This window comes from Rathayibacter sp. Leaf185 (genome assembly GCF_001423885.1).
GTDB lineage: Bacteria > Actinomycetota > Actinomycetes > Actinomycetales > Microbacteriaceae > Rathayibacter.
In genome coordinates, this window is the sequence record NZ_LMPP01000003.1 from 125,424 (window position 1) to 151,040 (window position 25,617).

Below are 25,617 nucleotides of genomic sequence, written 5' to 3' on the forward strand. Positions count from 1 at the left end.
GCGCTGCGCGGGCGAGGAGGGGCAGAATCGGAGCATGACGAGCAGCGACTCCCCCGACCCCACTGTCCTCGCGATCGGCGGAGGCGGACTCCGCATCGCGCTGACGACCGCAGGCGCCGAGATGACCTCGCTCCGCGACGACGAGGGCCGCGAATACCTCTGGCAGGCGGGTCCCGAGTGGCGCAGGCATGCTCCGGTGCTCTTCCCGATCATCGGACGACTGCCGGGCGACACCCTGCACCACGACGGCGTCGACTACCGGATGGGTCAGCACGGTGTCGCCCGCGACCGCGTCTTCGAGCTGGCCGGCGTCTCGGGCGACGAGGCGGTGTTCCGGCTGCGCAGCGACGACGCCACCCGCGCGGTGTTCCCCTTCGACTGGACGCTGCTGATCGCCTACGCCGTCACCGGATCGACCCTGCGGATCACGCAGACCGTCGAGAACCGCGGGACGACGCCCCTCGGCGCCTCGGTCGGCAACCACCCGGCGTTCGCCCTGCCGATCCCCGGTGCGACCGGCGAGCACCGCATCCGCTTCGCGCAGCCCGAGCCCGAGGGCTTCCGCCGCGCACCCGAGAACCTCCTCGTCGAGAAGCGCTACCCCGCCCCGCTCGAGGACGGCGTGCTCACGGTCGACGACGCCCACTTCGAGGACGGCGTGATGATCTTCGACGAACCGCGCCGCAGGACCCTGCGTCTCGAGGCCGACGGCGCGCGCACGATCGAGGTCGACTCGGGCGACTTCGACGTCGTCGGAGTGTGGAAGCCCGTCGGGGCGCCGTTCGTCTGCATCGAGCCGTGGCGAAGCATCCCCACCCCCGAGGGCTGGGACGGCGACATCGTCGACAAGCCGGGGCAGTTCGTCCTCGAACCCGGCGAGCAGCGCGCCTTCTCCTACAGCATCACGCTGGCCTGAAGGTCCTCGCGCTGCAGCCGGGCGTCGAGGAGCTCGAAGCGCCGGATGATCAGCCCCTCGCGGGTCGCCCAGGGGCAGATGACGAGCCTCTCGACGCCGAGCGCGTCCATCGCCGCCTCGGCGACCAGGGCGCCCGCCAGGAGCTGCGGCGCGCGGAGCGTCGAGACGCCCGGCAGCGCCGATCGATCGGCGGCGCTGATCGCGGCCAGACGCGAGGACCACAGCCGCAGGTCGACCAGGTGCAGCTCGCGGCGGGCCAGCGGGCCCGCGGCACTCGGAGCGGCGCCCGCGATGCGCGCCAGCGAGCGGAACGTCTTGGAGGTGCCGGCGACGAGGTCGGGGCGGCCGAGGGCGAGGAACGCGCGGACCGGCTCGGCGAGCACGTCGCGGGCATGGCGGCGCGCGGCCTTGACGCTGGTCGCCGACGCGGGATCGCCGATCAGCAGATCGCGGGTCACGCGACCCGCGCCGAGCGGGACGGAGACGGCGAGCTCGGGGACCTCGTCGACGCCCTGCGACAGCTCGAAGGAGCCGCCGCCGATGTCGAGGTCGAGGATCGATCCGGCCCCCCAGCCGAACCAGCGGCGCACCGCGAGGAAGGTCGCGGACGCCTCGGCCTCGCCGCCGAGCTCCTGCAGGTGCACGCCGGTCTCGGCGCGCACGCGGTCGAGGACCGCCGCGCCGTTGCCCGCCTCGCGGATCGCCGACGTCGCGAAGGCGAGCAGATCCTCCGCCCGGTGCGCCCGGGCGACCTCGTGCGCCTCCGCGACGAACGAGATCAGCTCGCGCTGCCCCTCCTCGGTGATGTCGCCGGCGGAGTCGAGGTACGCGACCAGCGCGAGGCTGCGCTTGTGCGAGCGGTAGGGCACGGGCCGCGCGCCGGGATGAGCGTCGACCAGCAGCAGGTGGACCGTGTTGGAGCCGATGTCGAGCACGCCGAGTCGCATGCGCCCACGCTAGCGCGGGCGCGGACACGCGCCTGACGCCGCGACTCAGGGGGCCGCGACGGCCGCGCGGAGCTCGTCGTACGTCGCGCGGACGACTGCGCGCAGGTCGTCCGGGTCCGTCGCACCCGCCCAGCGGCTCCAGCCGGTGCTGAAGGCCAGCACCGCGAGGTCTGCAGCGAGCCGAGCGCCGGCATCGGAGGCGCCCCTGGCGTGCAGCGCGCCGGCGACGGCCTCGGCGATGCGCGCCATCTTCAGCAGCTCCCGCTCCTCGAGGCCGCTGTGGGCGGCGATCACTGCAGCGCGACGCCGACCGTGCTCGTGGCTCTCGCCGACCATCGCCGCGGCCTCGTCCATCCCCGCCATCGCCGTCTCGAGCGGGGAGAGCGCGGGATCCGCAGCCGCTATCGCCTCGACCACGGCGGACTGCAGCAGGGCCGAGGTCCCGAACAGGACCTCGCGCTTGTCGGCGAAGTAGCGGAAGAACGTGCGCTCGGTGACTCCGGCCCGCTCGGCGATGTCGCCGACCGTCGTCTCGTCGAAGCCGCGTTCGCTGTAGAGCTCGAGAGCCGCCGCGCTCAGCCGGCCCTGCGCTCCGGGTTGCCATCGTCCCATGATCCGATCCTAGTGATGTCAGAGGCCGTCATCAGGGTGTACGGTCATGTCACTCACTGACATAGTCCGGTCTCCGGACGGAAGGAAGTCCTCATGCGCATCTTCGTCACCGGTGCCTCCGGATGGATCGGCTCCGCCGTCGTCCCCGAACTGCTCAGCGCGGGCCATCAGGTCATCGGCCTCGCCCGATCCCAGGCGTCGGCCGACGCTCTCAGCGCGGCCGGGGTCACCCCCCACCCGGGTGGCCTCGACGACCTCGAGAGCCTGCGCTCCGGAGCGCAGGACGCCGATGGCGTGATCCACCTGGCCTTCAAGCATGACTTCTCGGACTACGCCGGTGCCGGCCGCACCGAGCGTGCCGCGATGACGACCCTCGCGGAGGCTCTCGTCGGCTCCGATCGTCCGCTCCTCTTCGCCTCCGGCCTGGCCGGGATCTCGAGCGGGCGGCCGGCGACCGAGCACGATCTCTCGCCGTTCAGCGGCCCCGATGCGCCGCGCGGCGGAGCAGAGGGCCTCGCGGCCGAGTACGCGGAGCGCGGGGTCCGCACCGTCCGCCTGCGCTTCGCGCCGACCGTGCACGGGGAGGGCGACCACGGGTTCACCGCGACGCTCGCCGCCGTGGCCCGGGCGACGGGGGTGGCCGGGTACGTCGGAGACGGCGTCAACCGATGGGCCGCCGTGCATCGCGGCGACGCGGCCCGCCTCGTGGCGCTCGCTCTGGAGTCGTCGCCGGCGGGGTCCGCCGTGCATGCGGCGGGCGAGGAAGGGGTCGAGACGCGCAGCATCGCCGAGGCGCTCGGCGCGGCACTCGACGTTCCCGTGCGATCGATCGACCCCGCGGAGGCGACCGGGCACTTCGGCTGGATCGGCACGTTCTTCGGGATGGACGCCGCCGCCTCGAGCACCCTCACCCGTCAGGCGCTCGGCTGGACCCCGACCGGACCGACCCTGCTCGAGGACATCGCCGCGGGCTTCTACCCGGGACGCTGACACCGCGCTCCCGGCTGAGCGGTCAGCTTGCTCGAGGTCGCCCAGCGTCAGCACACGGCGCCCGCAGACCCCGACTGCTGACGGACAGGGGTCTCGAAACGCCGTCTGCGGCGGCCACTCGACCAGCAGGCAGGCGAGCCGCCGATGGCCTCACAGGACAGCCGCACTGTCGAGGGAAAGCCTGCAGACCAGCCGGCCGTTCCGCAGGGTCACCGTCGATCCGCGTGACAGCGAATCGACGTACCCGGAACGGGACACGCTCCTCCCAGCGCAACCACGCACGGTAGCCGACCGCGCGACGGTCGACGAGCGAAGCGAGGAGACCGTCGGCAAAGGGCCAGGGTCACCGGCGATCCGCGTTCGAGCGGATCGTCGTACCCGGAACGGGACACGCTTCTCCCAGCGCAACCACGCACGGTAGCCGACCGCGCGACGGTCGACGAGCGAAGCGAGGAGACCGTCGACAGAGGGCCAGGGTCACCGGCGATCCGCGTTCGAGCGGATCGTCGTACCCGGAACGCACCACGCTCCTCCCAGCGCGACCACCCCGGAAAGCCGACCGCGCGACGGTCGACGAGCGAAGCGAGGAGACCGTCGACAGAGGGCCCGGCCGCACTGCGGCCGGGCCCTCTGCAGGGACTCAGTGGTCCCAGTTCTCCACGGGCTTGTCCGAAGTGGACGAGCCGACGACGTGCACGCGCATGTCGTTCGTGGTGCCGGCGCGGCCGGGAGGGGATCCGGAGACGACGACGACGGTCTCGCCGGGCTCGGCGAGGCCCTCGCGGAGGAGCACCTCGTCGACCTGCGCGAACATCGCGTCCGTGTGGTTCACGCGGGGCGTCACGAAGGACTGCACGCCCCAGTTGAGCGCCATGCGGCGGCGGACCGCAGCCTCGGGCGTGAAGCCGATGATGGGGATGCCGTGGCGCAGGCGCGTCATCCGGCGGACGGAGTCGCCCGACTCGGTGAACACGCAGAGGAACTTGGCCTCGACGAACTCGGCGACCTCGGCGGCGGCCAGGGTGACCGAGCCGCCCTGGGTGCGCGGCTTGCTGCCGAGCGGGGGGATCCGCTCGAGGCCGTGCTCCTCGGTCGACTCGACGATGCGCGCCATGGTCTGGACGGTGACGACCGGCCAGGCTCCGACGCTGGTCTCGCCCGAGAGCATGACCGCGTCGGCTCCGTCGAGGATCGCGTTCGCGACGTCGGAGGCCTCGGCGCGGGTGGGGCGCGGGCTCTCGATCATCGACTCGAGCATCTGGGTCGCGACGATGACGGGCTTGGCCCAGCGACGGGCGAGCTCGACGGCGCGCTTCTGCACGATCGGGACGGCCTCGAGGGGCAGCTCGACGCCGAGGTCGCCGCGGGCGACCATGATGCCGTCGAAGACGTCGATGATCTCCTGCAGGTTGTCGACCGCCTGCGGCTTCTCGATCTTTGCGATGACGGGAGCCTTGCGGCCCTCCTCCGCCATGATCTCGTGCACGCGGACGATGTCGCTCGCGTTGCGCACGAAGGACAGCGCGATGATGTCGGCTCCGAGGCGGATGCCCCAGCGGAGGTCGTCCTCGTCCTTCTGCGAGAGGGCGGGGACGTTGACCGCGACACCGGGCAGGTTGATGCCCTTGTTGTTCGAGATGTTGCCGGGGACGACGCACTCGGTGATGACGCGCGGGCCGTCGACGGCGGTGACGCGGACAGCGACCTTGCCGTCGTCGATGAGGAGCATGTCGCCCGGGTTCACGTCGTCGGGGAGGCCCTTGAACGTGGTGCCCGAGAGCTCCTTCGTCCCGAGGACCTCCTCGGTGGTGATCGTGAAGACGTCGCCCTCGGCGAGGGGGTACGGTCCGCCCTCGAACTTGCCCAGGCGGATCTTCGGACCCTGGAGGTCGACGAGGATCGCGACGGCCCGGCCGGCGTCGTCGGCCGCCTGGCGGACGATCCGGTAGATCGCCTCGTGCACGTCGTAGCTGCCGTGGCTGAGGTTCATGCGACACACGTCCACGCCGGCGTCGATGATCGCACGAATGGTCTCGTACGACGACGTTGCCGGGCCGAGGGTGGCGACGATTTTCGCTCGTCTCATTGAGGGGGTGCTCCGATGTTCTGCGCCCGGAGGCGCGTCGTTAGCGGGGAGGGTGAGCTGGGATTGCTGGCGGGCAGAGACTATCGCGTCCCTGCGACTAGAGCGTGAAGCCCCGGTCGTTGGGGCCGACGGGCGCGGGGAGCTGCGTCGTCCCCTCGAGGTAGCGGTCGACCTCGGCCGCGACGGAGCGACCCTCGGCGATCGCCCAGACGATGAGGGACTGCCCGCGGCCCGCGTCTCCGGCCACGAACACGCCGGGGACGCTGGTCTCGAAATTGGCTCCGCGGTCGACATTGCCGCGCTCCGTGAACGGCACGTCGAGCTGACCGGCGAGCTGGTGCGACTCCGGACCGGTGAACCCGAGCGCGAGCAGGACGAGGTCGGCCGGGATCTCGCGCTCGGTGCCGGCCTTGGGGACGCGTCGCCCGTCGAGGTACTCGGTCTCGGCCACGCGGACCGCGCGGACCTCGCCGACCTCGTTCGAGAGGAACTCCACGGTCGAGGCGAGGAACATCCGCTCCCCGCCCTCCTCGTGGGCGCTCGAGACCTCGAACACCGTGGGGTCCATCGGCCAGGGCTGGCCCTCGGGACGCTCCGACGGCGGCTGCTTGCCGATCGCCAGGTTGGTCACCGAGGCGGCCTTCTGGCGGTGGGCGGTGCCGATGCAGTCCGCGCCGGTGTCGCCTCCGCCGAGGACCACGACGTGCTTGCCCTCGGCCGAGATCTGCTCGAAGACGCGATCGCCCGCGATGGCGTGGTTGGACTGCACCAGGTACTCCATGGCGAAGTGCACACCCGAGAGGTCGCGGCCGGGGATCGGCAGGTCCCGCGGAACGAGGGCGCCCGTCGCGACCACGACGGCGTCGTAGCGCGCACGGAGGTCGTCCCACGTGATGTCGGAGCCGATGTCGACTCCGGCGCGGAAGCGGGTGCCCTCGGCCTTCATCTGGTTCAGACGCAGCTCGAGGTGCTTCTTCTCCATCTTGAAGTCGGGGATGCCGTAGCGCAGGAGCCCGCCGATGCGGTCGTCGCGCTCGTAGACCGCGACCGTGTGACCGGCGCGGGTGAGCTGCTGAGCGGCGGCGAGGCCGGCAGGGCCGGAGCCGACGACGGCGACCGTCTTGCCGGTCAGGCGCTCGGGCGGGTGCGGCTGCACCCAGTCGTTGCCGAAGGCCTGATCGATGATCGAGACCTCGATCTGCTTGATCGTGACCGCGGGCTGGTTGATGCCCAGCACGCACGACGACTCGCACGGGGCCGGGCAGAGCCGGCCCGTGAACTCCGGGAAGTTGTTCGTCGCGTGCAGGCGCTCGATCGCCTGGCGGCCCTCGCCGCGCCACATCAGGTCGTTCCACTCGGGGATGAGGTTCCCGAGCGGGCAGCCCTTGTGGCAGAACGGGATACCGCAGTCCATGCAGCGGCCGGCCTGACGGCGCAGGACGGCGGAGTCGCCCTGCTCGTAGACCTCTTTCCAGTCCATCAGGCGGACGGACACGGGACGCCGCTTGGGCAGCTCCCGGTCCTGCACCTTCAGGAACCCCTTGGGATCAGCCACCGGTCACCTCCAGAATCCGTCCCCAGACGATCTCGCCGTCGGGGTCGAGCCCCTCCTCCACTGCCGATGCACGCGTAGCGAGCACGGCGGCGAAGTCGCGGGGCAGTACCTTGACGAAACGCGAGACGGTTCCGTCGAAATCGTCGAGCATCCCCTGGGCCAGGGTCGACTCGGTCTCGGCCACGTGCCGCTCGAGGAGATCGCGGAGGATCTCGACGTCGGCGCTGCCGAGCTCGGAGAGCGTCAGCTCTCCCGAGGCGAGGGCGTCGCGGTTCACGAGCTCGCGCTGCAGGTCGTGGATGTACGCCGTGCCGCCGGACATGCCCGCGCCGAGGTTCCGCCCGGTCGCGCCGAGGATCACCGCGAGCCCGCCCGTCATGTACTCGAGCGCGTGGTCGCCCACTCCCTCGACGACCGCGGTCGCTCCGGAATTGCGGACCAGGAAGCGCTCGCCGACCATGCCGCGGATGAACATCGTGCCCTGGGTCGCCCCGTAGCCGATGACGTTGCCCGCGATGACGTTGGTCGACGCGTCGAACGTGCTGAGCCGGTCGGGCCGCACCACGATCTGGCCACCCGAGAGCCCCTTGCCGACGTAGTCGTTCGAGTCGCCCTCGAGCCGCAGGGTGATTCCTGCGGGGAGGAACGCGCCGAGCGACTGACCGGCGGAGCCGCGCAGGACGACCGTGATCGAGCCGGCGGGGAGCCCGTTCTCGCCGTAGCGGACGGTCACCTCGTGACCCAGCATCGTGCCGACCGCGCGCTCGGTGTTCTTGATCTCGCGCTCGATGACGACGGTGCCGCGGTGGTCGAGCACGTTCGCCGACAGGCGGATCAGCTCGTTGTCGAAGTGGTGCTCGAGCTCGTGCTCCTGGGCGCGGCTGTGGCGGCGCGGCTCCTCCGCCGAGAAGACGGGGCCCACGAGGATCGGCGTGAGGTCGAGGCCGCTCGCCTTCCAGTGCTCGATCGCTCCGTTGACGTCGAGCAGCTCGCGGTGCCCGACGATCTCGTCGATGCTGCGGAAGCCGAGCTGCGAGAGGTACTCGCGCACCTCCTGCGCGATGAACTCGAAGAAGTTGACGACGAACTCGGGCTTGCCGGAGAAGCGCTTGCGCAGCTCGGGGTTCTGCGTCGCGACGCCCACCGGGCAGGTGTCGAGGTGGCAGACGCGCATCATGATGCAGCCCTCGACGATCAGCGGAGCCGTCGCGAAGCCGAACTCCTCGGCGCCCAGCAGAGCGCCGATGACGACGTCGCGGCCGGTCTTCATCTGGCCGTCCACCTGCACCACGACGCGGTCGCGCATGCCGTTGAGCATCAGCGTCTGCTGCGTCTCGGCGAGGCCGAGCTCCCACGGAGTACCGGCGTGCTTGAGCGAGTTCACGGGGCTGGCCCCGGTGCCGCCGTCGTGGCCCGAGACCAGGATGACGTCGGCGAGGGCCTTCGCGGTGCCGGCGGCGACCGCTCCGATGCCCGACTGGCTGACCAGCTTGGCGTGGATGCGCGCCGACGGGTTCGCCCGCTTGAGGTCGAAGATCAGCTGCTTGAGGTCCTCGATCGAGTAGATGTCGTGGTGCGGAGGCGGCGAGATGAGCCCGACGCCCGCGGTGGCGTGGCGGGTGCGCGCGATCCACGGGTAGACCTTCGTCGGCGGCAGCTGACCGCCCTCGCCGGGCTTGGCGCCCTGCGCGAGCTTGATCTGGATGTCGTCGGCGTGGGTCAGGTACATGCTCGTGACGCCGAAGCGTCCCGAGGCGACCTGCTTGATCGCGGAGCGGCGCTCGGGGTCGAGCAGGCGCTCGGTGTCCTCGCCGCCCTCGCCGGTGTTCGACTTGGCGCCGAGGCGGTTCATCGCGATGGCCAGCGTCTCGTGCGCCTCCGGCGAGATGGAGCCGTAGCTCATCGCTCCCGTCGAGAAGCGCTTGACGATCGACTCGACCGGCTCGACCTCGTCGATCGGGACGGGCGTGCGACCCGCGGTGTCGAGCGCGAACATCCCGCGGAGGGTCATCAGCGAGGTCGACTGGTCGTCGACCATCTTGGTGTACTCGCGGAACACGTCGTAGCGGCGGTTGCGGGTCGAGTGCTGCAGGCGGAACACCGTGTCGGGGTTGAACAGGTGCGGGGCTCCGTCGCGGCGCCACTGGTACTCGCCGCCGACCGCGAGGCGCTCGTGCGCGATGATCGCGCCGTCCTCGGGGTACGCGGCGCGGTGGCGCGCGGCGTTCTCCTCGGCGACCACGTCGATCCCGATACCGCCGAGCTTCGAGACGGTGCCGGTGAAGTACTGGTCGACGAACTGCTGGCTGAGTCCCACGGCCTCGAAGGTCTGGGCGCCGGCGTAGCTCGACACGGTCGAGATCCCCATCTTGGACATGATCTTGAGGACGCCCTTACCGAGCGCCTTGATCACGTTCTTGACCGCCTTCTCGGGCGTGATGTCCGACAGCATGCCGCTGCGGACGAGGTCTTCACACGTCTCCATCGCGAGGTACGGGTTGACCGCCGAGGCGCCGTAGCCGATCAGCGTGGCGACGTGGTGCACCTCGCGGACGTCCCCGGCCTCGACGACCAGCCCGACGCGCATCCGGTTCTGGGTGCGGATCAGGTGGTGGTGCACGGCCGCGAGCATCAGCAGCGACGGGATCGGCGCGAAGTCCTTCGTGGAGTCGCGGTCGGACAGCACGAGGAACTGGGCTCCGGCCGCGATCGCCTCGTCGGCCTCGTCGCACATCTCGTCGATCCGGTCCTGCATGGCGCGGGGGCCGGCGTCGACGCGGTAGAGCCCGCGGATCGTCGTCGTGATGTGGCTCAGCGGGCGCGGGGCGATGTGCTGGATCTTGGCGAGCTCGTCGTTGTCGATCACCGGGAAGTCGAGGACGACCTGGCGCGCGTGCTCGGCTCCGGAGGAGAGCAGGTTGCGCTCGGGGCCGAGCCCCAGGCGCAGCGAGGTGACGACCTCCTCGCGGATGGAGTCGAGCGGCGGATTGGTGACCTGCGCGAAGGCCTGCGTGAAGTAGTCGAACAGGAGGCGCGGGCGCTTCGAGAGCACCGCGACCGGGGTGTCGGATCCCATCGCGCCGAGCGGCTCGGCTCCGGCCTTGGCCATCGGCAGCAGCAGGAGGCGGACCTCCTCCTCGGTGTAGCCGAAGGTGCGCTGGCGGCGGTTGACCGACGCCGGCGTGTGCACGATGTGCTCGCGCTCGGGCAGGTCCTTGAGGTTGATGCGGCCCGCATCGAGCCACTCCTCGAACGGACCGGACTCGGCGAGCTGCGCCTTGATCTCCTCGTCCTCGACGATGCGGCCCTGCTCGGTGTCGACCAGGAACATGCGGCCGGGCTGGAGGCGCCCCTTGCGGACGATCTTCGCCGGGTCGATGTCGAGCACGCCGATCTCGCTCGCGAGCACGACGAGGCCGTCGTCGGTGACGACGTAGCGGCCGGGGCGGAGGCCGTTGCGGTCGAGGGTCGCGCCGACGAGCTCGCCGTCGGTGAAGACGATCGCGGCGGGTCCGTCCCACGGCTCCATGAGCATCGAGTGGTACTCGTAGAACGCGCGGCGCTTCTGGTCGATGGCGGCGGCCTGGTTCTCCCACGCCTCCGGGACCATCATCATGATCGCGTGCGGCAGCGAGCGCCCGGCGAGGTTGAGCAGCTCGACCGTCTCGTCGAAGGAGGCGGAGTCGCTGCGGCCCGGTGAGACCATCGGGAACAGCGGCGAGAGGTCGCCCAGGAGGGGGCTCTTCAGCTGCGACTGGCGGGCGCGCATCCAGTTGCGGTTGCCCTGGACGGTGTTGATCTCGCCGTTGTGCGCGATCATCCGGAACGGCTGCGCGAGCGGCCACGACGGGAACGTGTTCGTCGAGTAGCGCGAGTGCACGAGGGCGAGCTTCGAGGCGAAGCGCTCGTCCGAGAGGTCGGGGTAGAACGGCTCGAGCTGGAGGGTCGTGACCATGCCCTTGTAGACCATCGTGCGGCTCGAGAGCGACATGAAGTAGACCTCGAGCTCGCGCTCGACGCGCTTGCGGAGGCGGAAGGTCAGGCGGTCCAGGCGCACCGAGGCGAGCGGCACTCCGCTCTCGTCGGTGAGGTCGCTCGTGAGGTAGAGCTGCTCGATGGCGGGCATCGCGGCGCGGGCCAGGGTGCCGATCTCGTCGGGCTGGACCGGGACGGAGCGCCAGCCGAGGACGGAGAGGTTCTCTTCGCGGGCGATCTCGGCGATGGTCGACTTGACGCGCTCGCGCTCGAAGACGTCGACCGGCAGGAAGGCGTTGCCGACCGCGTACTGGCCGACGGCGGGCAGCTCGAAGGGCGCGACTGCACGGAGGAAGTCGTCGGGGATCTGCGTGATGATGCCCGCGCCGTCACCGGTGCCGGCGTCCGAGCCGACGGCGCCGCGGTGCTCGAGGTGCCGCAGCGCCTCCAGGGCGAGGTCGATGATGTCGTGACCGGCGGTGCCGCGCATGGTGGCGACCATCGCGAGACCGCAGGCGTCCTTCTCGGCCGACGGGTCGTACATCCCCTGGGCCGCCGGAGTGCCGAGGAACGGCACGGAGGAGACGCGGGGCGAGGGCTGGGCAGGTGCCATGGGAACCGTCTTCACGAGAGTTGTGGCGGATCGGGACGTCGCTGGCCCGCGGTGGTGATGGAGGAGCGGCTCCCCGATCGGGAGGGCCGTGTCTGCGAGGTGACGGAGGTGGAGGTCACACAGGGGAGGAGCGCCCGATCGAGTCGAGCACGTGATCGATCCGGCCCGGGTCAGCGCTTGTGGCATCGGCCCCGCGGGATGATCGACCGATCATCGGGCATCGGTCGAGAGGTCACGGGGATCCCGTGGCCTCCGTCAGGTGCGGGAGACCGTCGTCTTCTCGGCGTCGTCGCCGGAATCAGCAGTGGAGGGTTGCGTCGAGTCGGAGTCGACGTCCTCGAATTCTACCGCAGCCGGGGCGGGCGTCCACTCGCGGCCGCGACGGTAGGCGGAGGGCTCGGCTCCGGTGTGCTCGCGCTGCTGGATGACGATCAGGACGAGGCCGATCACCACGGCGATCAGCGCGGCCCACACATTGGTGCGGATGCCCCAGAAGACCTCGCTCGGGTCGATGCGGATCGACTCGAACCAGGTGCGGCCGACGCCGTACCAGATCAGGTAGGCCGCGAACACGGTGCCCCACTGGAGCTTGAACTTGCGCTCGAGCAGCAGGATCACCGCGATGCCGACGACGTTCCAGAGGATCTCGTAGAGGAAGGTGGGGTGGAACAGAGTGCCGGCGGGGAGGCCGACGGGGAACGCCGGGTTGCTGGTCGGGATCTCGAGCCCCCACGGCAGGGTCGTCGGGAGCCCGTAGAGCTCGGCGTTGAACCAGTTGCCGAGACGGCCGAGCGCCTGCGCGGCGAGCATCCCGGGAGCGAGGGCGTCGGCGAACGTCCAGAAGCGCACGCCGGTCCACCGGCAGCCGATCCAGGCGCCGACGGCGCCGCCGATCAGCCCGCCGAAGATCGCGTTGCCGCCGTTCCAGATCCGGATGACCTCCCACGGGTCCGCACCCGCGTAGAAGTAGTCGCCGGGGTGCGTCAGCACGTGGAAGACACGGGCGCCGACGATGCCGAGCGGCACGGCCCAGATGATGATGTCGAGCACGACCCACGGCTCCGCACCGCGCTTCACGAGGCGGCGGTTGGTCATGATCGTGGCGACCACGATGCCCGCGAGGATGCACAGCGCGTAGGTGTGGATCGAGAACGTGAAGTTCGCGATGGTGAAGTCGTACTGACTCCACGCCTCGGGCGGGCTCGGGATGCTCAGCGGCAGGGACACCGTCAGGTCGACCTTTCGAAGGAGGGATTCCCACGGGCACGCCGACAGCGCACCCGGTGGGCATCCCGAGTGTAGTGGGAGCTCGTCAGCGAGCGGATGCGGCGCGCGTGCCCTCGGCGAGGCCTCGCGCGGTCTCGGCGACCGCGGTCACTCCCCCGGAGGCGAGGGCGCGGACGAGCGCGGAGCCGACGATCGCACCGTCGGCGTAGGCGAGGATCTCGGCGACCTGCGCGCCGGTCGAGACTCCGACGCCGACGCAGGCATTGTCGGATCCCGCTTCGCGGAGCCGGTCGACCAGGGTGCGGGCGGCGCGGTCGACGTCGGCGCGGGCACCGGTGATGCCCATCGTCGAGACGGCGTAGACGAAGCCGCGGCTCTGCTCGACCGTCTGGCGCAGGCGCTCATCCGTCGAGGACGGGGCCGCGAGGAACACGCGGTCGAGGCCGAGCCGCTCGGACACGGCGATCCACTCCGCCCCCTCGTCGGGGATGAGGTCGGGAGTGATGAGGCCGGAGCCGCCCGCCTCGGCGAGGTCGGTCGCGAAGCGCTCGACGCCGTACTGCAGCACCGGGTTGTAGTAGGTCATGACGAGTACCGGCACGTCGACACGGGCGCGGATCTCGCGGACTGCCTCGAAGCCGTGGCGGAGGCGGAAGCCACCGGCGATCGCGGCCTGGGTCGCCTCCTGGATCACGGGGCCGTCCATCACGGGATCGGAGTAGGGCAGGCCCAGCTCGATCGCGTCGACACCGTTCTCGGCGAGGGCGACCGCCGCGTCGATGCTGGTCGCGAGGTCGGGGAAGCCGACGGGGAGGTAGCCGATGAGAGCACCCGCCGCCTCGACGTTGCGGCGGCGGACGGTCTCGGCGACGCTCGGTCCGATGCCGCTCACGACTGCACCGCTCCCTGGTCGATCAGGCCGAAGTAGCGCGCAGCGGTGGTCATGTCCTTGTCGCCGCGGCCGCTGAGGTTGACGAGGATGGTCGCCTCGGGGCCGAGCTCACGGCCGAGCTCGAGCGTGCCGGCCAGAGCGTGGGCGGACTCGATGGCGGGGATGATGCCCTCGGTGCGGCTGAGCAGCATCAGGGCGTCCATGGCGGCGGCATCGGTGACGGGCCGGTAGTCGGCGCGGCCGATGCTCGCGAGCCAGGAGTGCTCGGGCCCGACGCCGGGGTAGTCGAGGCCCGCCGAGATCGAGTGCGACTCGGTGGTCTGCCCGTCCTCGTCCTGCAGGAGGAAGGTGCGAGCGCCGTGCAGGACGCCGGGGCGGCCCTTGGTGATGGTCGCCGCGTGACGCGGAGTGTCGACTCCGTCGCCGCCCGCCTCGAAGCCGACGAGACGCACCTCGGGGTCGTCGAGGAACGCGTGGAAGATCCCCATCGCGTTGGAGCCGCCGCCGACGCAGGCGGTGACCGCGGTGGGCAGGGAGCCGGTGAGCGCGAGGACCTGCTCGCGCGCCTCCTCGCCGATGATCTTCTGGAAGTCGCGCACGAGGGCCGGGAACGGGTGCGGGCCCGCCACGGTGCCGAAGATGTAGTTTGTCGTCTCGACGTTCGTGACCCAGTCGCGCATCGCGTCGTTGATCGCGTCCTTGAGGGTGCGCGAGCCGGTCGTCACCGACACGACCTCGGCGCCGAGCAGCCGCATCCGGGCCACGTTGAGCGCCTGGCGCTCGGTGTCGACCTCACCCATGTAGACGACGCAGTCGAGCCCGAAGAGCGCGGCAGCGGTGGCGGCGGCGACCCCGTGCTGACCGGCGCCCGTCTCGGCGATGACGCGGGTCTTGCCGATGCGCTTGGTCAGCAGCGCCTGGCCGAGCACGTTGTTGATCTTGTGCGAGCCGGTGTGGTTGAGGTCCTCGCGCTTGAGGATGATCCGCGCACCGCCCGCGTGCTCGGCGAAGCGGGGCACCTCGGTGATGATCGAGGGACGCCCGGTGTAGCTGCGGTGCAGCTCGGTCAGCTCCGCCTGGAAGGCGGGATCGACCTTGGTGCGCTCGTACTCGGCGCTCAGCTCGTCGAGCGCCTCGACGAGGGACTCGGGGACGTAGCGTCCGCCGAAGTCGCCGAAGTAGGGACCGAGTTCGTCTCGGAGAGCCATGGGATACCGCCAGACGGGGTTCAGTGCGCCAGGAAACCGGCGAGGGTGGAGACGGGGTCGCCGCCGGTGACGAGCGCTTCGCCCACGAGGACGACGTCGGCGCCGGCGCGGCGGTAGTGCGCGACGTCGTCGGCCGAGAGGACCGCCGATTCGGCGACCTTCACCGCGTCGGACGGGAAGCGCTCGGAGAGGCGGCCGAAGAGGTCGCGGTCGAGCTCGAAGGTCGAGAGATCGCGGGCGTTGACGCCGATGAGGCGAGCGCCGAGGTCGGCCGCGCGGGCGAGCTCGTCGGCCGAGTGGGTCTCGACGAGCGGGGTCATCCCGAGCTGCAGGATGAGCTCGTGCAGCTCGGTGAGGACGCTCTGCTCGAGCGCGGCCACGATGAGCAGAACGAGGTCGGCGCCCGCCGCTCGGGCTTCGAGCACCTGGTAGGGCTCGGCGATGAAGTCCTTGCGCAGCACGGGGACCGAGACGCGGGCGCGCACGGCCTCGAGGTCGGCGAGCGAGCCCTTGAAGCGGCGCTCCTCGGTGAGGACGCTGATCGCGCTCGCACCGCCGAGCTCGTACTTCGAGGCCAGATCTGCCGGGTCGGGGATCTCGGCGAGGGCTCCGCGTGACGGGCTCGAGCGCTTGACCTCGGCGATGATGCGCACGCGCTCGGCCGGCGAGAGCGCGGCGAGGGCGTCGATCGCGGGCGGTCGCTCGGAGGCGCGGCGCTCGACGACGTCGAGGGGTGCGCTCTCGCGGCGGCGGGCCGCGTCGGCCAGGGCGCCGGCGGTCAGATCGGCGAGCACTCTACGCGCGCGCCTTCGGGTTGGCCTTGGCGCCGTCGACGCCGTAGCCCATCCGCGCCATGACCACGCCGACGAGCAGGCCCACGATCACGAGGGCGGCGGAGAGCCACACCACGATCGCCTGGTCGAAGAAGAACGCGACCGTGCCCACGGTGAAGCCGACCAGCATGATGACGATGGCCGTCCACGCTGCGGGCGAGTGGCCGTGGTTGTCGTCGTCGTGCTCGGTGCTCATGGGTCTCCTCCTGGACGTGCATCGGGACCCCAGCAGTCTAGCGTGCGGCGCCCGAGCGGCCCGCGCCTCAGCGGCCGGAGGTGGGGTCGTCGCCGCGCGACAGCTCGTCCCAGGAGACCACGGGATCGATGGTGCCCTCCTCGGTCTCGACGGTCGACGCTCCGTGGCCGTAGCCGTCGGCCGGCTCGAACCGCGAGGCGCGCTTCTTCTTCGCATCGGGCCAGCGGCGGACGGTCGCGACCACCACGACGCCGAGAACGGCGGTGACGACTCCGGCGACGAGTGCGACGAGGGGCCACGCAGTCGAGGTGGAGGAGTCGACGAGGGCGGCCACCGACTCCTGACCAGCGATCGCGGTCGCATTCGTGACGAGCGAGCCGCCCGCCCGCACCGGGTCTCCGAGCGCGGTCGACGCGGCCAGCACCACCGACCCTCCGAGGACGACCTGCAGCACGCCGAGTACCACCCGGAAGGCGGGGCCGGCGATGGCGAGGGCGGCGGCCAGAGCGAGACCCGCCAGGGCCAGCGCTGAGAGGGCGGGGGCGGCGACGGTGCCGACCACGTCGAGGGCCGCGCCGTCGCCGACCGTCGCGACGAGGGTGAGCGTGAACCAGGTCTGCGTGGAGGAGGTCAGCTCGAGCGCCGCGAGCAGGACGATCCCGAGGATCGCCGTCGACTTCAGGCGCCGGCCGGTCACGCGCTCACTCCCCCGGTACGACGTCGGCGACCGGATCGAGCGGGTCGACGTCGAAGCAGGCGTGCGCACCGGTGTGGCAGGCGGCTCCGATCTGCTCGACCTGCACCAGGAGGGTGTCGGCGTCGCAGTCGAGCGCTGCTCCGCGCACGTACTGGGCGTGCCCGGAGGTGTCGCCCTTCCGCCAGTACTCCTGACGCGAGCGCGACCAGAACGTCACGCGGCCCTCGGTGAGGGTGCGGCGGAGGGCCTCGCGATCCATCCAGCCCATCATCAGGACCTCGCGGCTGTCGTGCTGCTGGATGATCGCGGGCAGCAGGCCACTCGAGTCGAAGTGCGCGCGGTCGAGGACCTCGGTGAGGGCAGCGGGGGTCATCGTCGGATCTCGATCCCGGAGTCGTCGAGGGCGCGCTTCACGTCGCCGATCGTCAACTCGCGATTGTGGAAGACGGAGGCGGCGAGCACCGCGTCGGCGCCCGCCTCGATGGCGGGGGCGAAGTGCTCGACGGCGCCCGCGCCTCCGGAGGCGATCACCGGGACGGTGCTCAGCGCGCGCATGGCGGCGATCAGCTCGAGGTCGAAGCCCTGCTTGGTGCCGTCGGCGTCGATGGAGTTGACCAGGAGCTCGCCCGCGCCGCGCTCGACGGCCTCGGCCGCCCAGGCCAGGGCGTCGAGGGTGGTCTCGCGGCGACCGCCGTGGGTGGTGACGACGAATCCGGAGTCGGTCGCGTCGCTCCGCTTCACGTCGAGCGAGAGCACCAGCACCTGCGCCCCGAAGACGTCCGCGATCTCGCCGACCAGCTCGGGGCGGGCGATCGCCGCCGAGTTGACCCCGACCTTGTCGGCGCCGTGGGCGAGCAGGCGCGAGACGTCCTCGACGCCGCGCACTCCGCCTCCGACCGTGAGAGGGATGAAGACCTGCTCGGCGGTCGCGCGGACCACGTCGTAGGTGGTGGAGCGGTCGTCGACGGTCGCGGTGACGTCGAGGAACGTCAGCTCGTCGGCGCCCTGCTCGAAGTAGAGGCGCGCGAGCTCGACGGGGTCGCCCGCATCGCGCAGGTTCTGGAAGTTGACGCCCTTGACGACGCGCCCGGCGGCGACGTCGAGGCAGGGGATGACGCGGACGGCGAGGCTCACGACGCCTCCCCTAGAGACGCGCGGCGTGGATCGACGTGACGAGGATCGCGCGGGCGCCCAGGTCGTAGAGCCGGTCCATCACCTGGTTCATGTCGGCGCGGGTGACCATGACCCGCACGGCGAGCCACTCGGGGTCGTGCAGCGGCGACACGGTCGGCGACTCGAAACCGGGCGCGATGGCCGTCGCCTCCTCGAGCAGCGAGGCCGGGCAGTCGTAGTCGAGCAGCACGTACTCGCGCGCGACGAGCACGCCCTGGAGGCGGCGCAGCAGCACGGGGATGCCCGCCGGCTCGCCCGCGGCCGAGACCAGGACGGCGGTCGAGTCGAGGATCACGGGCCCGAAGATCTCGAGACCGGCCTTGCGGAGCGTGGTACCGGTCTCGACGACGTCGGCGATCACATCCGCGACCCCGAGCTGGATGGCCGACTCGACGGCACCGTCGAGGCGGATCAGAGTGACCTCGACGCCGTGCTCGCGGAGGAATCCGCCGACGAGGCCGGGGTAGCTGGTCGCGACGCGCAGGCCGTCGATCTGCTCGAGCGCCGTGTAGCGGCCGGCGGGGCCCGCGAAGCGGAACGTCGAGTTCGCGAAGCCCAGGCTCGCGATCTCCCGCGCCTCGGAACCGGAGTCGATGAGGAGATCCCGCCCCGTCACTCCGACATCGAGAGCGCCGGAGCCGACGTAGGTCGCGATGTCGCGCGGGCGGAGGTAGAAGAACTCCACCCCGTTGCGCTCGTCGACGACGTGCAGCTCCTTGGGGTCGCGGCGGCCGACGTAACCGGCCTCGGCCAGCATCTGACCGGCGGTCTCGGAGAGGGAGCCCTTATTGGGCACGGCCACGCGCAGGAGTGCGGTCGCGGCGGGAGGGGTGGTGGTCACAGCAGAAGGTCCTCGAGAACTCGACGGGGGTTCGGTGGGCACCGAATCGGTGGGCGCGGGCCGACCGGCGCGCGGCGCGTGCGGACGCGACGGCGCTGAACGACGGCGGACCGCGGGCAGCGGGCTCACAGATGCCGGTAGACGTCGGCGGTCGACAGGCCCTTCGCCAGCATCAGCACCTGGAGGTGGTAGAGCAGCTGCGAGATCTCCTCGGCGGTGCGCTCGTCGCCCTCGTACTCGGCGGCCATCCAGACCTCGGCGGCCTCCTCGACGATCTTCTTGCCGATGAAGTGCACTCCGGCATCGAGCTCGCGGACGGTGCCCGAGCCCTCGGGGCGCGCGGCGGCCTTCTCGCCCAGCTCAGCGAAGAGGTCGTCGAAAGTTTTCACCGGGGAAGTCTATACGGCGCGGGTGGCGGGGCGGCGCGGGTGGGTCAGTGGCGGTGCAGGTGCGCCGTGGCGGTGTCGCGCAGCGCGGCGATGGCCGCCTCGGGGTCGTCGGCGCCGAAGACCGCCGAGCCGGCGACGAAGGTGTCGGCGCCCGCCTCGGCGGCGATCTCGATGGTGCCGGGGGCGATGCCTCCGTCGACCTGGAGCCAGACGTCGAGGCCGGTGCGGTCGACGACGGCGCGAAGGGCGTGGAGCTTCGGCATCGTCTCGGCCTTGAACGACTGGCCGCCGAAGCCGGGCTCGACCGTCATCACGAGCACCTGGTCGAACTCGGGCAGCAGCTCGAGGTAGTCGTCGACCGGGGTGCCGGGCTTGAGGGCGATGCCCGCGCGCGAGCCGATCCCGCGGAGGCGGCGCGCCAGGGCGACCGCATCGTGCGCGGCCTCGGCATGGAAGGTGACGGAGTAGGCGCCCGTCTCGGCGTACCCCGGCGCCCAGCGGTCGGGGTCGTCGATCATCAGGTGCACGTCGAGCGGGCGCGGCGACACCTCCTGCAGGCGCTGCACCATCGGCAGGCCGAACGTGAGGTTCGGCACGAAGTGGTTGTCCATCACGTCGACGTGCACCAGATCGGCCGTCGAGATCCGCTGCAGTTCCGCCTCGAAGTTGACGAAGTCGGCGGACAGGATGCTGGGGTTGATCCGTGCGGGCATGGCTCCCAGCCTAGGCGCGGCGCCCCGTACCCCTCATCCCGCGAGATGCCACTTGAGTACGCGACACGCCGAGAAACGCGTACCGAAGTGGCATCTCGCGGAGCAGATCAGGGGTCAGGTGCGGCGCAGGACCTGGATGAACATCGCGTCGGTGCCGTGGCGGTGCGGCCAGAGCTGCACGTGCGAGGCACCCTCGCCGAGCGGGAGCGGCTCGCGGGTGAGCGTGCGGAGGATCGCGGGAGTGTCCAGCGGCTCGAGCGCGCCCGGGTGGCGCTCCTCGGCCAGGGCGAGGACCCGACGGGTCTCGCCCAGGTGCGGCGAGCAGGTGACGTAGGCGAGCAGTCCACCCGGCGCGAGCGCCTCGAGCGCGGCGTCGAGCAGCTCGCCCTGCAGCTCGGCCAGCTGCGCGACGTCGGCGGCCGACTTGCGCCAGCGCGCCTCCGGCCGGCGCCGCAGCGCACCGAGGCCCGTGCAGGGCGCGTCGAGCAGGATGCGGTCGAAGGCACCAGGGTGCTCGCAACCGATGTCGCGGCCGTCGCCGACGCGCACCTCGACCGACGGATCGACGGCCGCCAGCGCCTGGCGCACCAGACCGGCGCGCCCCGGGACCACCTCGTTGGCGAGGAGCGTCGCTCCCCCACCGCGCGCCTCCGCCGCGAGCAGCGCGGCCTTGCCGCCGGGGCCCGCGCAGAGATCGAGCCAGCGCTCGCCCGGTTCGATCGGGCGCGCCCGCGACAGTGCGAGTGCGGCCAGCTGCGAGCCCTCGTCCTGCACGCGGACGCGACCCTCGTGGACCGCGGGGAACGCCTCCGGGTCGCCGCCGGTGCTCACCAGGCCCACGGGCGAGTAGCGGTCGGCCTCGGCGTCGGGCAGCTCGGCGGCGTCGGCGAGACCGGGCAGCGCCACCAGGTTCACCCGGGGGGCGGCGTTGTCGGAGGCGAGCAGCGCGTCGAGCTCGTCGGCCGCGCCCTCCGCGGCGAGGGCACGGCGCAGGGCCTTCACGATCCAGACGGGGTGCGAGCTCAGCGCGGCGAGGCGGTCGTCGCCGGAGGTGGCCGCGGCCGAGACGCGCTCGCGCCACTCCTCCGGGCTCGAGCGCGAGACGGTGCGCAGCACGGCGTTGGCGAAGGCCACCGCCCCGCGCGACGAGCCGGCCGCGACGAGCGCGACGCTCTCGTTGACGGCGGCGTGCGCGGCGACGCGGGTGCCGAGGAGCTGGTGCACGCCCAGGCGCAGGGCGTCGAGCACGGGTGCATCGATCGCCTCGACGCCGCGGCCCGCCGCGAGGGCGATGACGCGGTCGTAGTAGCCGGAGAGGCGCAGGGTGCCGTAGCAGAGCTCGGTCGCGAGGCCCGCGTCGGAGGGCGTGAGCGCGGCGACGCGGATCCGCGCGGGGAGCACCAGGTTCGCGTATGCGTCGGAGCCGCTCACGGCGAGGAGGACGTCGTAGGCGACCTGCCGCGCCGGGGACACCGCGCTCACGCGAGCACCGTGCTCTCGCGCAGCCCCCGCGCCCAGGCGGCGCCGGCCATCGGGTTCTTGCCCGCGGGCTGCACGCTCACGAGCTCGACGGAGCCGTCGGCGGTGCCCACCAGCGCGCGGCCGGAGTCGAGGCGCACCTCTCCGGGAGCGAGCGATGGGGCGTCCACCACGGGTCGCAGCGCCAGGATCTTCAGGCGGGCGTCTCCGGCGGCGGTGGAGGCGCCGGGCTCGGGCGTCACTCCGCGCACGAGGGCGAGCAGCCGCGACGACGGGGCGCTCCAGTCGAGGCGCCCGTCGGTGACGTCGAGCTTGGGCGCGAGGGTGACCTCCCCCCGCTGCGGAACGGCGATCGCCCGCCCCGCCGCGAGGTCGTCGACCACCGACACGGTGAGCACGGCGCCCGAAGCGGCCAGCGCGTCGAGCAGCTCACCGGCCGAGCGGTCGGCGACCTCCTCCGTGATCTCGGCGAAGACGTCTCCGGCGTCGAGCTCGGCGACCAGCTGGAACACGCTGGCGCCGATCGGCGACTCCCCCGCCATCAGCGCGCGCTGCACCGGCGCTGCGCCCCGCCAGCGCGGCAGCAGCGAGAAGTGCAGGTTGATCCAGCCGAGCCGCGGCACCGCCAGGAGGCGCGCCCGCACCAGCCCGCCGTACGCGACGATCACGCCGAGGTCGGGCTCGAGCGCCGCGATCCGGTCGGTGACCGTCTCGTCGAGGCGGTTCGCCCGGATCACCGGGAGGCCGAGCTCGTCGGCGGCGGTCGCGACCGGCGAGGGCGTGAGCACGCGCTTGCGGCCGACGGGAGCGTCCTCGCGCGTCACGACCGCGAGCACCTCGTGATCGGAGGCGGCGAGGGCGCGCAGAGTCGGGACGGCGGCGGCCGGGGTGCCGGCGAAGACGAGGCGCACGGGGGGCTCCAGGGATCAGAGGATGTCGGGATCGTCGAGACGCACGCGGAGCTTGGGGGCCGGGCGGAAGCGGCCGGGCGTGGTGGGCGGGCGGCGGCGACGGGTGGCGTTGCGGATGACCGCGGCCCGGAGGCGCGCGGCCACCTCTGCTCCGCGAGCGTAGTCGAAGCGCACGATCGCCCGGACGGAGCCGTCCTCGAGGCCGACCGGCCCGAGCACCTCGTGGCGGTCGATCGCGTCGAGCGTGTCGAGCGCCTCCTCGACCGCGTGGGCGTCGCCGCTGACGGTCGCGAGCCGCACGGCCGGCGGGAATCGCAGCGAGCGACGCTCGACCAGCTCGCCGCGGAGGTACTCGGCCTGCCGCCAGGTCGCGAGCGCGGTCGCGAGGCGGCCGCCGACGCCGACCAGCAGCACGGGGGCTCCGGGGCGGGCGAGCGCGGCGGCGTTCGACCAGGTGCGGAGGGCGTCGTCGGCGACGCGCAGGCTCTCGCGCGCGAGCATCCGCTCGCCGTCGAGCAGGAGGACGGCGTGGTAGCCGCCGTCGGCCCGGGGCTCGGCGCCCTTGGTGGCCACCACGAGTGCGGGCTCGTCCGGGAGCGTCAGCACGGGCCGCTGGCCGTCGGCGACGACGACCTTCACGCCGGGGAACGCCCGCCCGAGCTCCTCGGCCGTGCGCCCCGCGCCGAGGGTGACCAGTCGGAGCGACGTGGCCTCGCAGACAGTGCAGGTCCACTCCGCCGCGATCAGCCCGCACCAGCCGCAGCTCGGCCGCGCGCCGGCCGAGTGCACGCCGAGCGGGCCCTGGCAGCGGTTGCAGCGCGCCACGGTGCGGCAGCGCGCGCACGCGACGACCGGGGCGTAGCCGGGGCGCGCGACCTGGACGAGCACCGGGCCGGAGTCGAGGCCGAGCCGCGCCTGCCGCCACGCCGACGACGGGATCCGCGCGGCCGCGTCGTGCTCGTCGGCCGCGGACTGCTGAGCCGTCGGGACCACGTGCGGCCGCTTCGACGGCCGCGGTGCGACCTCGGCGGCGAAGCCGATCTCGACGAGCCGCTCGACGTCGACCGTCCGGGTGTTGCCGAGCAGCACCAGGCCGGCTCCGCTCTGCTCCTGGCGCACCAGGGCGACGTCGCGGGCGTGCGCGTACGGAGTGAGCGGCTCGGCGAACAGCGGATCTCCGTCGTCCCAGAGCGCGATCAGCCCGAGGGAGGAGGAGGGCGCGTAGACGACGGAGCGGTTGCCGACGATGACCCGGGGACCCGGCCGGAGGCAGCTGAGGAACGCGGTGTAGCGCGCGGCGCCCTTCTGCCGGGCATCGAGTCGCACCACCGCCTGCGCAGGGACCGTCTCGGCGAGGGCCAGCTCGAGCTGCTCCTGATCGCGGTAGTCGGGCACGGCGAGGATCGCGTCGCGACCCGACGCCAGCGTGTCGCGGGCGAGCTCGGCGAGCGTGAGGGCCCAGCCGCCGACCCAGGCACCCGACTCGAGCCGTACCGGGGTCGGCACGGCGGCGACCGCCAGCCGGCCGCCGTCGCTCAGCGACGAGAAGGCGTCTGCCGGGTATCCGGAGACACCCCCCGCCTCGATCGGAGGCTGCTCCTGCGTCGGCTCGGCCGCGACGAACGCGCGCTCGACCCGCACGTGCCGGCGCGGGACCGCGAGGCGCAGCACATCGCTCGCCCCACCGGAGGCGCGATCGGCCACCCTCCGCGCGAGCGCCCAGACCTCGGGCGTCAGCACCGGCAGCGGAGACACGAGCTCCTCGATCTCACTCAGCGCGCCGACGTGCTCCGAGCCCTCGCCGACCTCGACGACGAAGGCGTCCGAGATCCGCCCGCCCGTCCGGAGTGGGACGCGCACCCTGACCCCCGGCCGCACCTCGGCCCGCATCGCCTCGGGGACGGCGTAGTCGAGCAGCCGATCGAGCTGGGGCAGGGGCGAGTCGAGCAGCACCCGCGCGACGGCGCCCGACGGAGGAGCCTCCGCAGGGTCGACGCCCGCCACCGCCGCGCTCGCTACGACAGACCCGCGGCGGAGCGGAGGTCGTCGACCCGGTCGAGACGCTCCCAGGTGAAGTCGGGCAGCTCGCGACCGAAGTGACCGTAGGCCGAGGTCTGGGAGTAGATCGGGCGGAGGAGGTCGAGCGCGTGGATGATCGCGGCGGGGCGCAGATCGAAGACCGAGCGGATCGACTCGGTGATCAGCTCGTCCGACACGGTTCCGGTGCCGAAGGTCTCGACGTAGAGGCCGACGGGAGCCGCCTTGCCGATCGCGTAGGCGACCTGCACCTCCAGGCGCGAGGCGAGGCCTGCGGCGACCGCGTTCTTGGCGACCCAGCGCATGGCGTACGCCGCCGAGCGGTCGACCTTCGACGGGTCCTTGCCCGAGAAGGCGCCGCCGCCGTGGCGGGAGGCTCCGCCGTAGGTGTCGACGATGATCTTGCGGCCGGTGAGCCCGGCGTCGCCCTGCGGTCCGCCGATCTCGAAGCGGCCGGTCGGGTTGATGAGCAGGCGCACCGCGGAGGAGTCGAGGTCGACGGTCTCGAGGACGGGGCGGATCACGTGCGCCTCGACGTCGGCGTGGATCTGCTCGGTGCTCACGTGCTCGGCGTGCTGGGTCGAGAGGACGACCGTGTCGATGGACCGCGGGGTCGTTCCCTCGTAGCCGATGGTGACCTGGGTCTTGCCGTCGGGGCGGAGGTAGTCGAGCTCACCCGACTTGCGGACGGCGGCGAGGCGCTCGGCCAGGCGGTGCGAGAGCCAGCTGGGCAGGGGCATGTACTGGGGGGTCTCGTCGGTCGCGAAGCCGAACATCAGACCCTGGTCGCCCGCACCCTGGCGGTCGAACGCATCGTCGTCGGCGGTGTCGGTGCGCACCTCGAGGGCGGTGTCGACTCCGGCGGCGATCTGGGGCGACTGCTGGCCGATCGACACCGAGACGCCGCACGAGCGCCCGTCGAAGCCCTTCTCGGAGGAGTCGTAGCCGATCTCGACGATCGTGTCGCGGACGATCGCGGGGATCTCGACGTAGCCCGAGGTCGAGACCTCGCCGGCGACGTGCACGAGTCCGGTGGTCACCAGCGTCTCGACGGCGACCCTGCTGTGCGGGTCCTCGCGGAGCAGGGCGTCGAGGATGCGATCCGAGATCTGGTCGCAGATCTTGTCGGGGTGGCCCTCGGTCACGGACTCGGAGGTGAACAGGCGGAGGGGACCGGAGGTCATGGTGTCAGCGTCTCTCTTCGTGCCGGATCGTGTCGTGCCTGGTCGTGCCGTCGTGCCTGGTCTTCTCGTCGTGCCCGATCGTCTCGCGGCTCCCGGGAGCGGAGTCGTCACGCGCGGATGCGCGAGGACAGGGCGGCTCGGAG

22 protein-coding genes are annotated in these 25,617 nt (G+C 72.1%); 2 read left to right on the plus strand and 20 right to left on the minus strand.

Annotated elements, in window-relative coordinates; all coding sequences use genetic code 11:
- Positions 1-34: 34 nt before the first annotated feature.
- Positions 35-916: an aldose 1-epimerase family protein gene (locus ASG06_RS12920; protein ID WP_056042855.1), complete on the plus strand. Its 882-nt coding sequence runs from the start codon at positions 35-37 to the stop codon at positions 914-916.
- On the opposite strand, the gene ASG06_RS12925 is transcribed toward ASG06_RS12920, so the two are convergent.
- Both ASG06_RS12925 and ASG06_RS12930 read right to left on the minus strand, forming a co-directional pair.
- A complete protein-coding gene (locus ASG06_RS12925; RefSeq protein WP_056042857.1) occupies positions 895-1,863 on the minus strand; it encodes a Ppx/GppA phosphatase family protein in 969 nt (322 codons plus the stop codon). The two genes, ASG06_RS12920 and ASG06_RS12925, sit on opposite strands and share 22 nt — an antisense overlap.
- Before the next feature lie 45 nt (positions 1,864-1,908).
- Positions 1,909-2,475 (minus strand): TetR family transcriptional regulator, encoded by a 567-nt coding sequence (locus ASG06_RS12930; RefSeq protein WP_056042859.1) that lies wholly within the window; start codon positions 2,473-2,475, stop codon positions 1,909-1,911.
- Between the two features lie 93 nt (positions 2,476-2,568).
- Here ASG06_RS12930 and ASG06_RS12935 point away from each other — a divergent pair, with 93 nt between their 5' ends.
- The gene (locus ASG06_RS12935; RefSeq protein ID WP_056042860.1) at positions 2,569-3,465 is read left to right on the plus strand and encodes an SDR family oxidoreductase; all 897 of its coding nucleotides are present in this window, start codon (positions 2,569-2,571) and stop codon (positions 3,463-3,465) included.
- A gap of 640 nt (positions 3,466-4,105) precedes the next feature.
- Here the strand turns inward: ASG06_RS12935 and pyk are convergent.
- The 18 genes from pyk to metK all read right to left on the minus strand — a co-directional run bounded on the left by pyk (position 4,106) and on the right by metK (position 25,474).
- Positions 4,106-5,551, minus strand: coding sequence for a pyruvate kinase (gene pyk / locus ASG06_RS12940; protein ID WP_056042863.1), 1,446 nt, complete (start codon positions 5,549-5,551; stop codon positions 4,106-4,108).
- A 97-nt stretch (positions 5,552-5,648) separates the two neighbouring features.
- Positions 5,649-7,106, minus strand: coding sequence for a glutamate synthase subunit beta (locus tag ASG06_RS12945; RefSeq protein WP_056042865.1), 1,458 nt, complete (start codon positions 7,104-7,106; stop codon positions 5,649-5,651).
- Positions 7,099-11,694: a glutamate synthase large subunit gene (gene gltB, locus ASG06_RS12950; RefSeq protein ID WP_056042867.1), complete on the minus strand. Its 4,596-nt coding sequence runs from the start codon at positions 11,692-11,694 to the stop codon at positions 7,099-7,101. Before gltB ends, ASG06_RS12945 begins: the two co-directional genes overlap by 8 nt.
- A 255-nt stretch (positions 11,695-11,949) precedes the next feature.
- The gene (gene lgt, locus ASG06_RS12955; RefSeq protein ID WP_268788331.1) at positions 11,950-12,921 is read right to left on the minus strand and encodes a prolipoprotein diacylglyceryl transferase; all 972 of its coding nucleotides are present in this window, start codon (positions 12,919-12,921) and stop codon (positions 11,950-11,952) included.
- A gap of 85 nt (positions 12,922-13,006) precedes the next feature.
- Positions 13,007-13,813 (minus strand): tryptophan synthase subunit alpha, encoded by an 807-nt coding sequence (trpA, locus tag ASG06_RS12960; protein WP_056042871.1) that lies wholly within the window; start codon positions 13,811-13,813, stop codon positions 13,007-13,009.
- Positions 13,810-15,021 (minus strand): tryptophan synthase subunit beta, encoded by a 1,212-nt coding sequence (gene trpB, locus ASG06_RS12965; protein WP_056042873.1) that lies wholly within the window; start codon positions 15,019-15,021, stop codon positions 13,810-13,812. The genes trpA and trpB overlap by 4 nt, the downstream gene beginning before the upstream one ends.
- A gap of 20 nt (positions 15,022-15,041) precedes the next feature.
- Positions 15,042-15,815 carry an indole-3-glycerol phosphate synthase TrpC gene (trpC, locus tag ASG06_RS12970; RefSeq protein WP_056042878.1) on the minus strand — a complete coding sequence of 258 codons (774 nt, stop codon included), beginning with the start codon at positions 15,813-15,815 and terminating at the stop codon, positions 15,042-15,044.
- Between the two features lies 1 nt (position 15,816).
- On the minus strand, positions 15,817-16,050 hold the full coding sequence (locus ASG06_RS12975; RefSeq protein ID WP_056042880.1) for a DUF6704 family protein: 234 nt from the start codon (positions 16,048-16,050) through the stop codon (positions 15,817-15,819).
- A 67-nt stretch (positions 16,051-16,117) separates the two neighbouring features.
- Complete coding sequence (locus ASG06_RS12980) at positions 16,118-16,747, minus strand: Trp biosynthesis-associated membrane protein (RefSeq protein ID WP_056042882.1); 630 nt, start codon at positions 16,745-16,747, stop codon at positions 16,118-16,120.
- 4 nt (positions 16,748-16,751) lie between these two features.
- Positions 16,752-17,120 (minus strand): phosphoribosyl-AMP cyclohydrolase, encoded by a 369-nt coding sequence (hisI, locus tag ASG06_RS12985; RefSeq protein ID WP_056042884.1) that lies wholly within the window; start codon positions 17,118-17,120, stop codon positions 16,752-16,754.
- Positions 17,117-17,881: an imidazole glycerol phosphate synthase subunit HisF gene (hisF, locus tag ASG06_RS12990; protein WP_056042886.1), complete on the minus strand. Its 765-nt coding sequence runs from the start codon at positions 17,879-17,881 to the stop codon at positions 17,117-17,119. The genes hisI and hisF overlap by 4 nt, the downstream gene beginning before the upstream one ends.
- 10 nt (positions 17,882-17,891) lie before the next feature.
- Entirely contained in the window at positions 17,892-18,761 is an 870-nt protein-coding gene (gene hisG / locus ASG06_RS12995) for an ATP phosphoribosyltransferase (protein WP_197409424.1), read from the minus strand.
- 125 nt (positions 18,762-18,886) lie between these two features.
- Positions 18,887-19,150 (minus strand): phosphoribosyl-ATP diphosphatase, encoded by a 264-nt coding sequence (locus ASG06_RS13000; RefSeq protein WP_056042887.1) that lies wholly within the window; start codon positions 19,148-19,150, stop codon positions 18,887-18,889.
- A 44-nt stretch (positions 19,151-19,194) separates the two neighbouring features.
- The gene (rpe, locus tag ASG06_RS13005) at positions 19,195-19,863 is read right to left on the minus strand and encodes a ribulose-phosphate 3-epimerase (RefSeq protein ID WP_056042889.1); all 669 of its coding nucleotides are present in this window, start codon (positions 19,861-19,863) and stop codon (positions 19,195-19,197) included.
- 114 nt (positions 19,864-19,977) lie between these two features.
- Entirely contained in the window at positions 19,978-21,345 is a 1,368-nt protein-coding gene (locus tag ASG06_RS13010; RefSeq protein ID WP_056042891.1) for an RsmB/NOP family class I SAM-dependent RNA methyltransferase, read from the minus strand.
- Positions 21,342-22,253 (minus strand): methionyl-tRNA formyltransferase, encoded by a 912-nt coding sequence (locus ASG06_RS13015; protein ID WP_056042895.1) that lies wholly within the window; start codon positions 22,251-22,253, stop codon positions 21,342-21,344. Before ASG06_RS13015 ends, ASG06_RS13010 begins: the two co-directional genes overlap by 4 nt.
- 15 nt (positions 22,254-22,268) lie before the next feature.
- Positions 22,269-24,257: a hypothetical protein gene (locus ASG06_RS13020; protein WP_056042897.1), complete on the minus strand. Its 1,989-nt coding sequence runs from the start codon at positions 24,255-24,257 to the stop codon at positions 22,269-22,271.
- 11 nt (positions 24,258-24,268) lie between these two features.
- Entirely contained in the window at positions 24,269-25,474 is a 1,206-nt protein-coding gene (metK, locus tag ASG06_RS13025; protein ID WP_056042900.1) for a methionine adenosyltransferase, read from the minus strand.
- Positions 25,475-25,617 lie beyond the last annotated feature (143 nt).

Coding starts and splice junctions, on each gene's coding strand:
- ASG06_RS12920 (WP_056042855.1), top strand. CDS start 35: ATGACGAGCAGCGACTCCCCCGACCCCACTGTCCTCGCGATCGGCGGA.
- ASG06_RS12925 (WP_056042857.1), bottom strand. CDS start 1,863: ATGCGACTCGGCGTGCTCGACATCGGCTCCAACACGGTCCACCTGCTG.
- ASG06_RS12930 (WP_056042859.1), bottom strand. CDS start 2,475: ATGGGACGATGGCAACCCGGAGCGCAGGGCCGGCTGAGCGCGGCGGCT.
- ASG06_RS12935 (WP_056042860.1), top strand. CDS start 2,569: ATGCGCATCTTCGTCACCGGTGCCTCCGGATGGATCGGCTCCGCCGTC.
- pyk (WP_056042863.1), bottom strand. CDS start 5,551: ATGAGACGAGCGAAAATCGTCGCCACCCTCGGCCCGGCAACGTCGTCG.
- gltB (WP_056042867.1), bottom strand. CDS start 11,694: ATGGCACCTGCCCAGCCCTCGCCCCGCGTCTCCTCCGTGCCGTTCCTC.
- trpB (WP_056042873.1), bottom strand. CDS start 15,021: ATGGCTCTCCGAGACGAACTCGGTCCCTACTTCGGCGACTTCGGCGGA.
- ASG06_RS12975 (WP_056042880.1), bottom strand. CDS start 16,050: ATGAGCACCGAGCACGACGACGACAACCACGGCCACTCGCCCGCAGCG.
- hisI (WP_056042884.1), bottom strand. CDS start 17,120: ATGACCCCCGCTGCCCTCACCGAGGTCCTCGACCGCGCGCACTTCGAC.
- rpe (WP_056042889.1), bottom strand. CDS start 19,863: ATGCCCGCACGGATCAACCCCAGCATCCTGTCCGCCGACTTCGTCAAC.
- metK (WP_056042900.1), bottom strand. CDS start 25,474: ATGACCTCCGGTCCCCTCCGCCTGTTCACCTCCGAGTCCGTGACCGAG.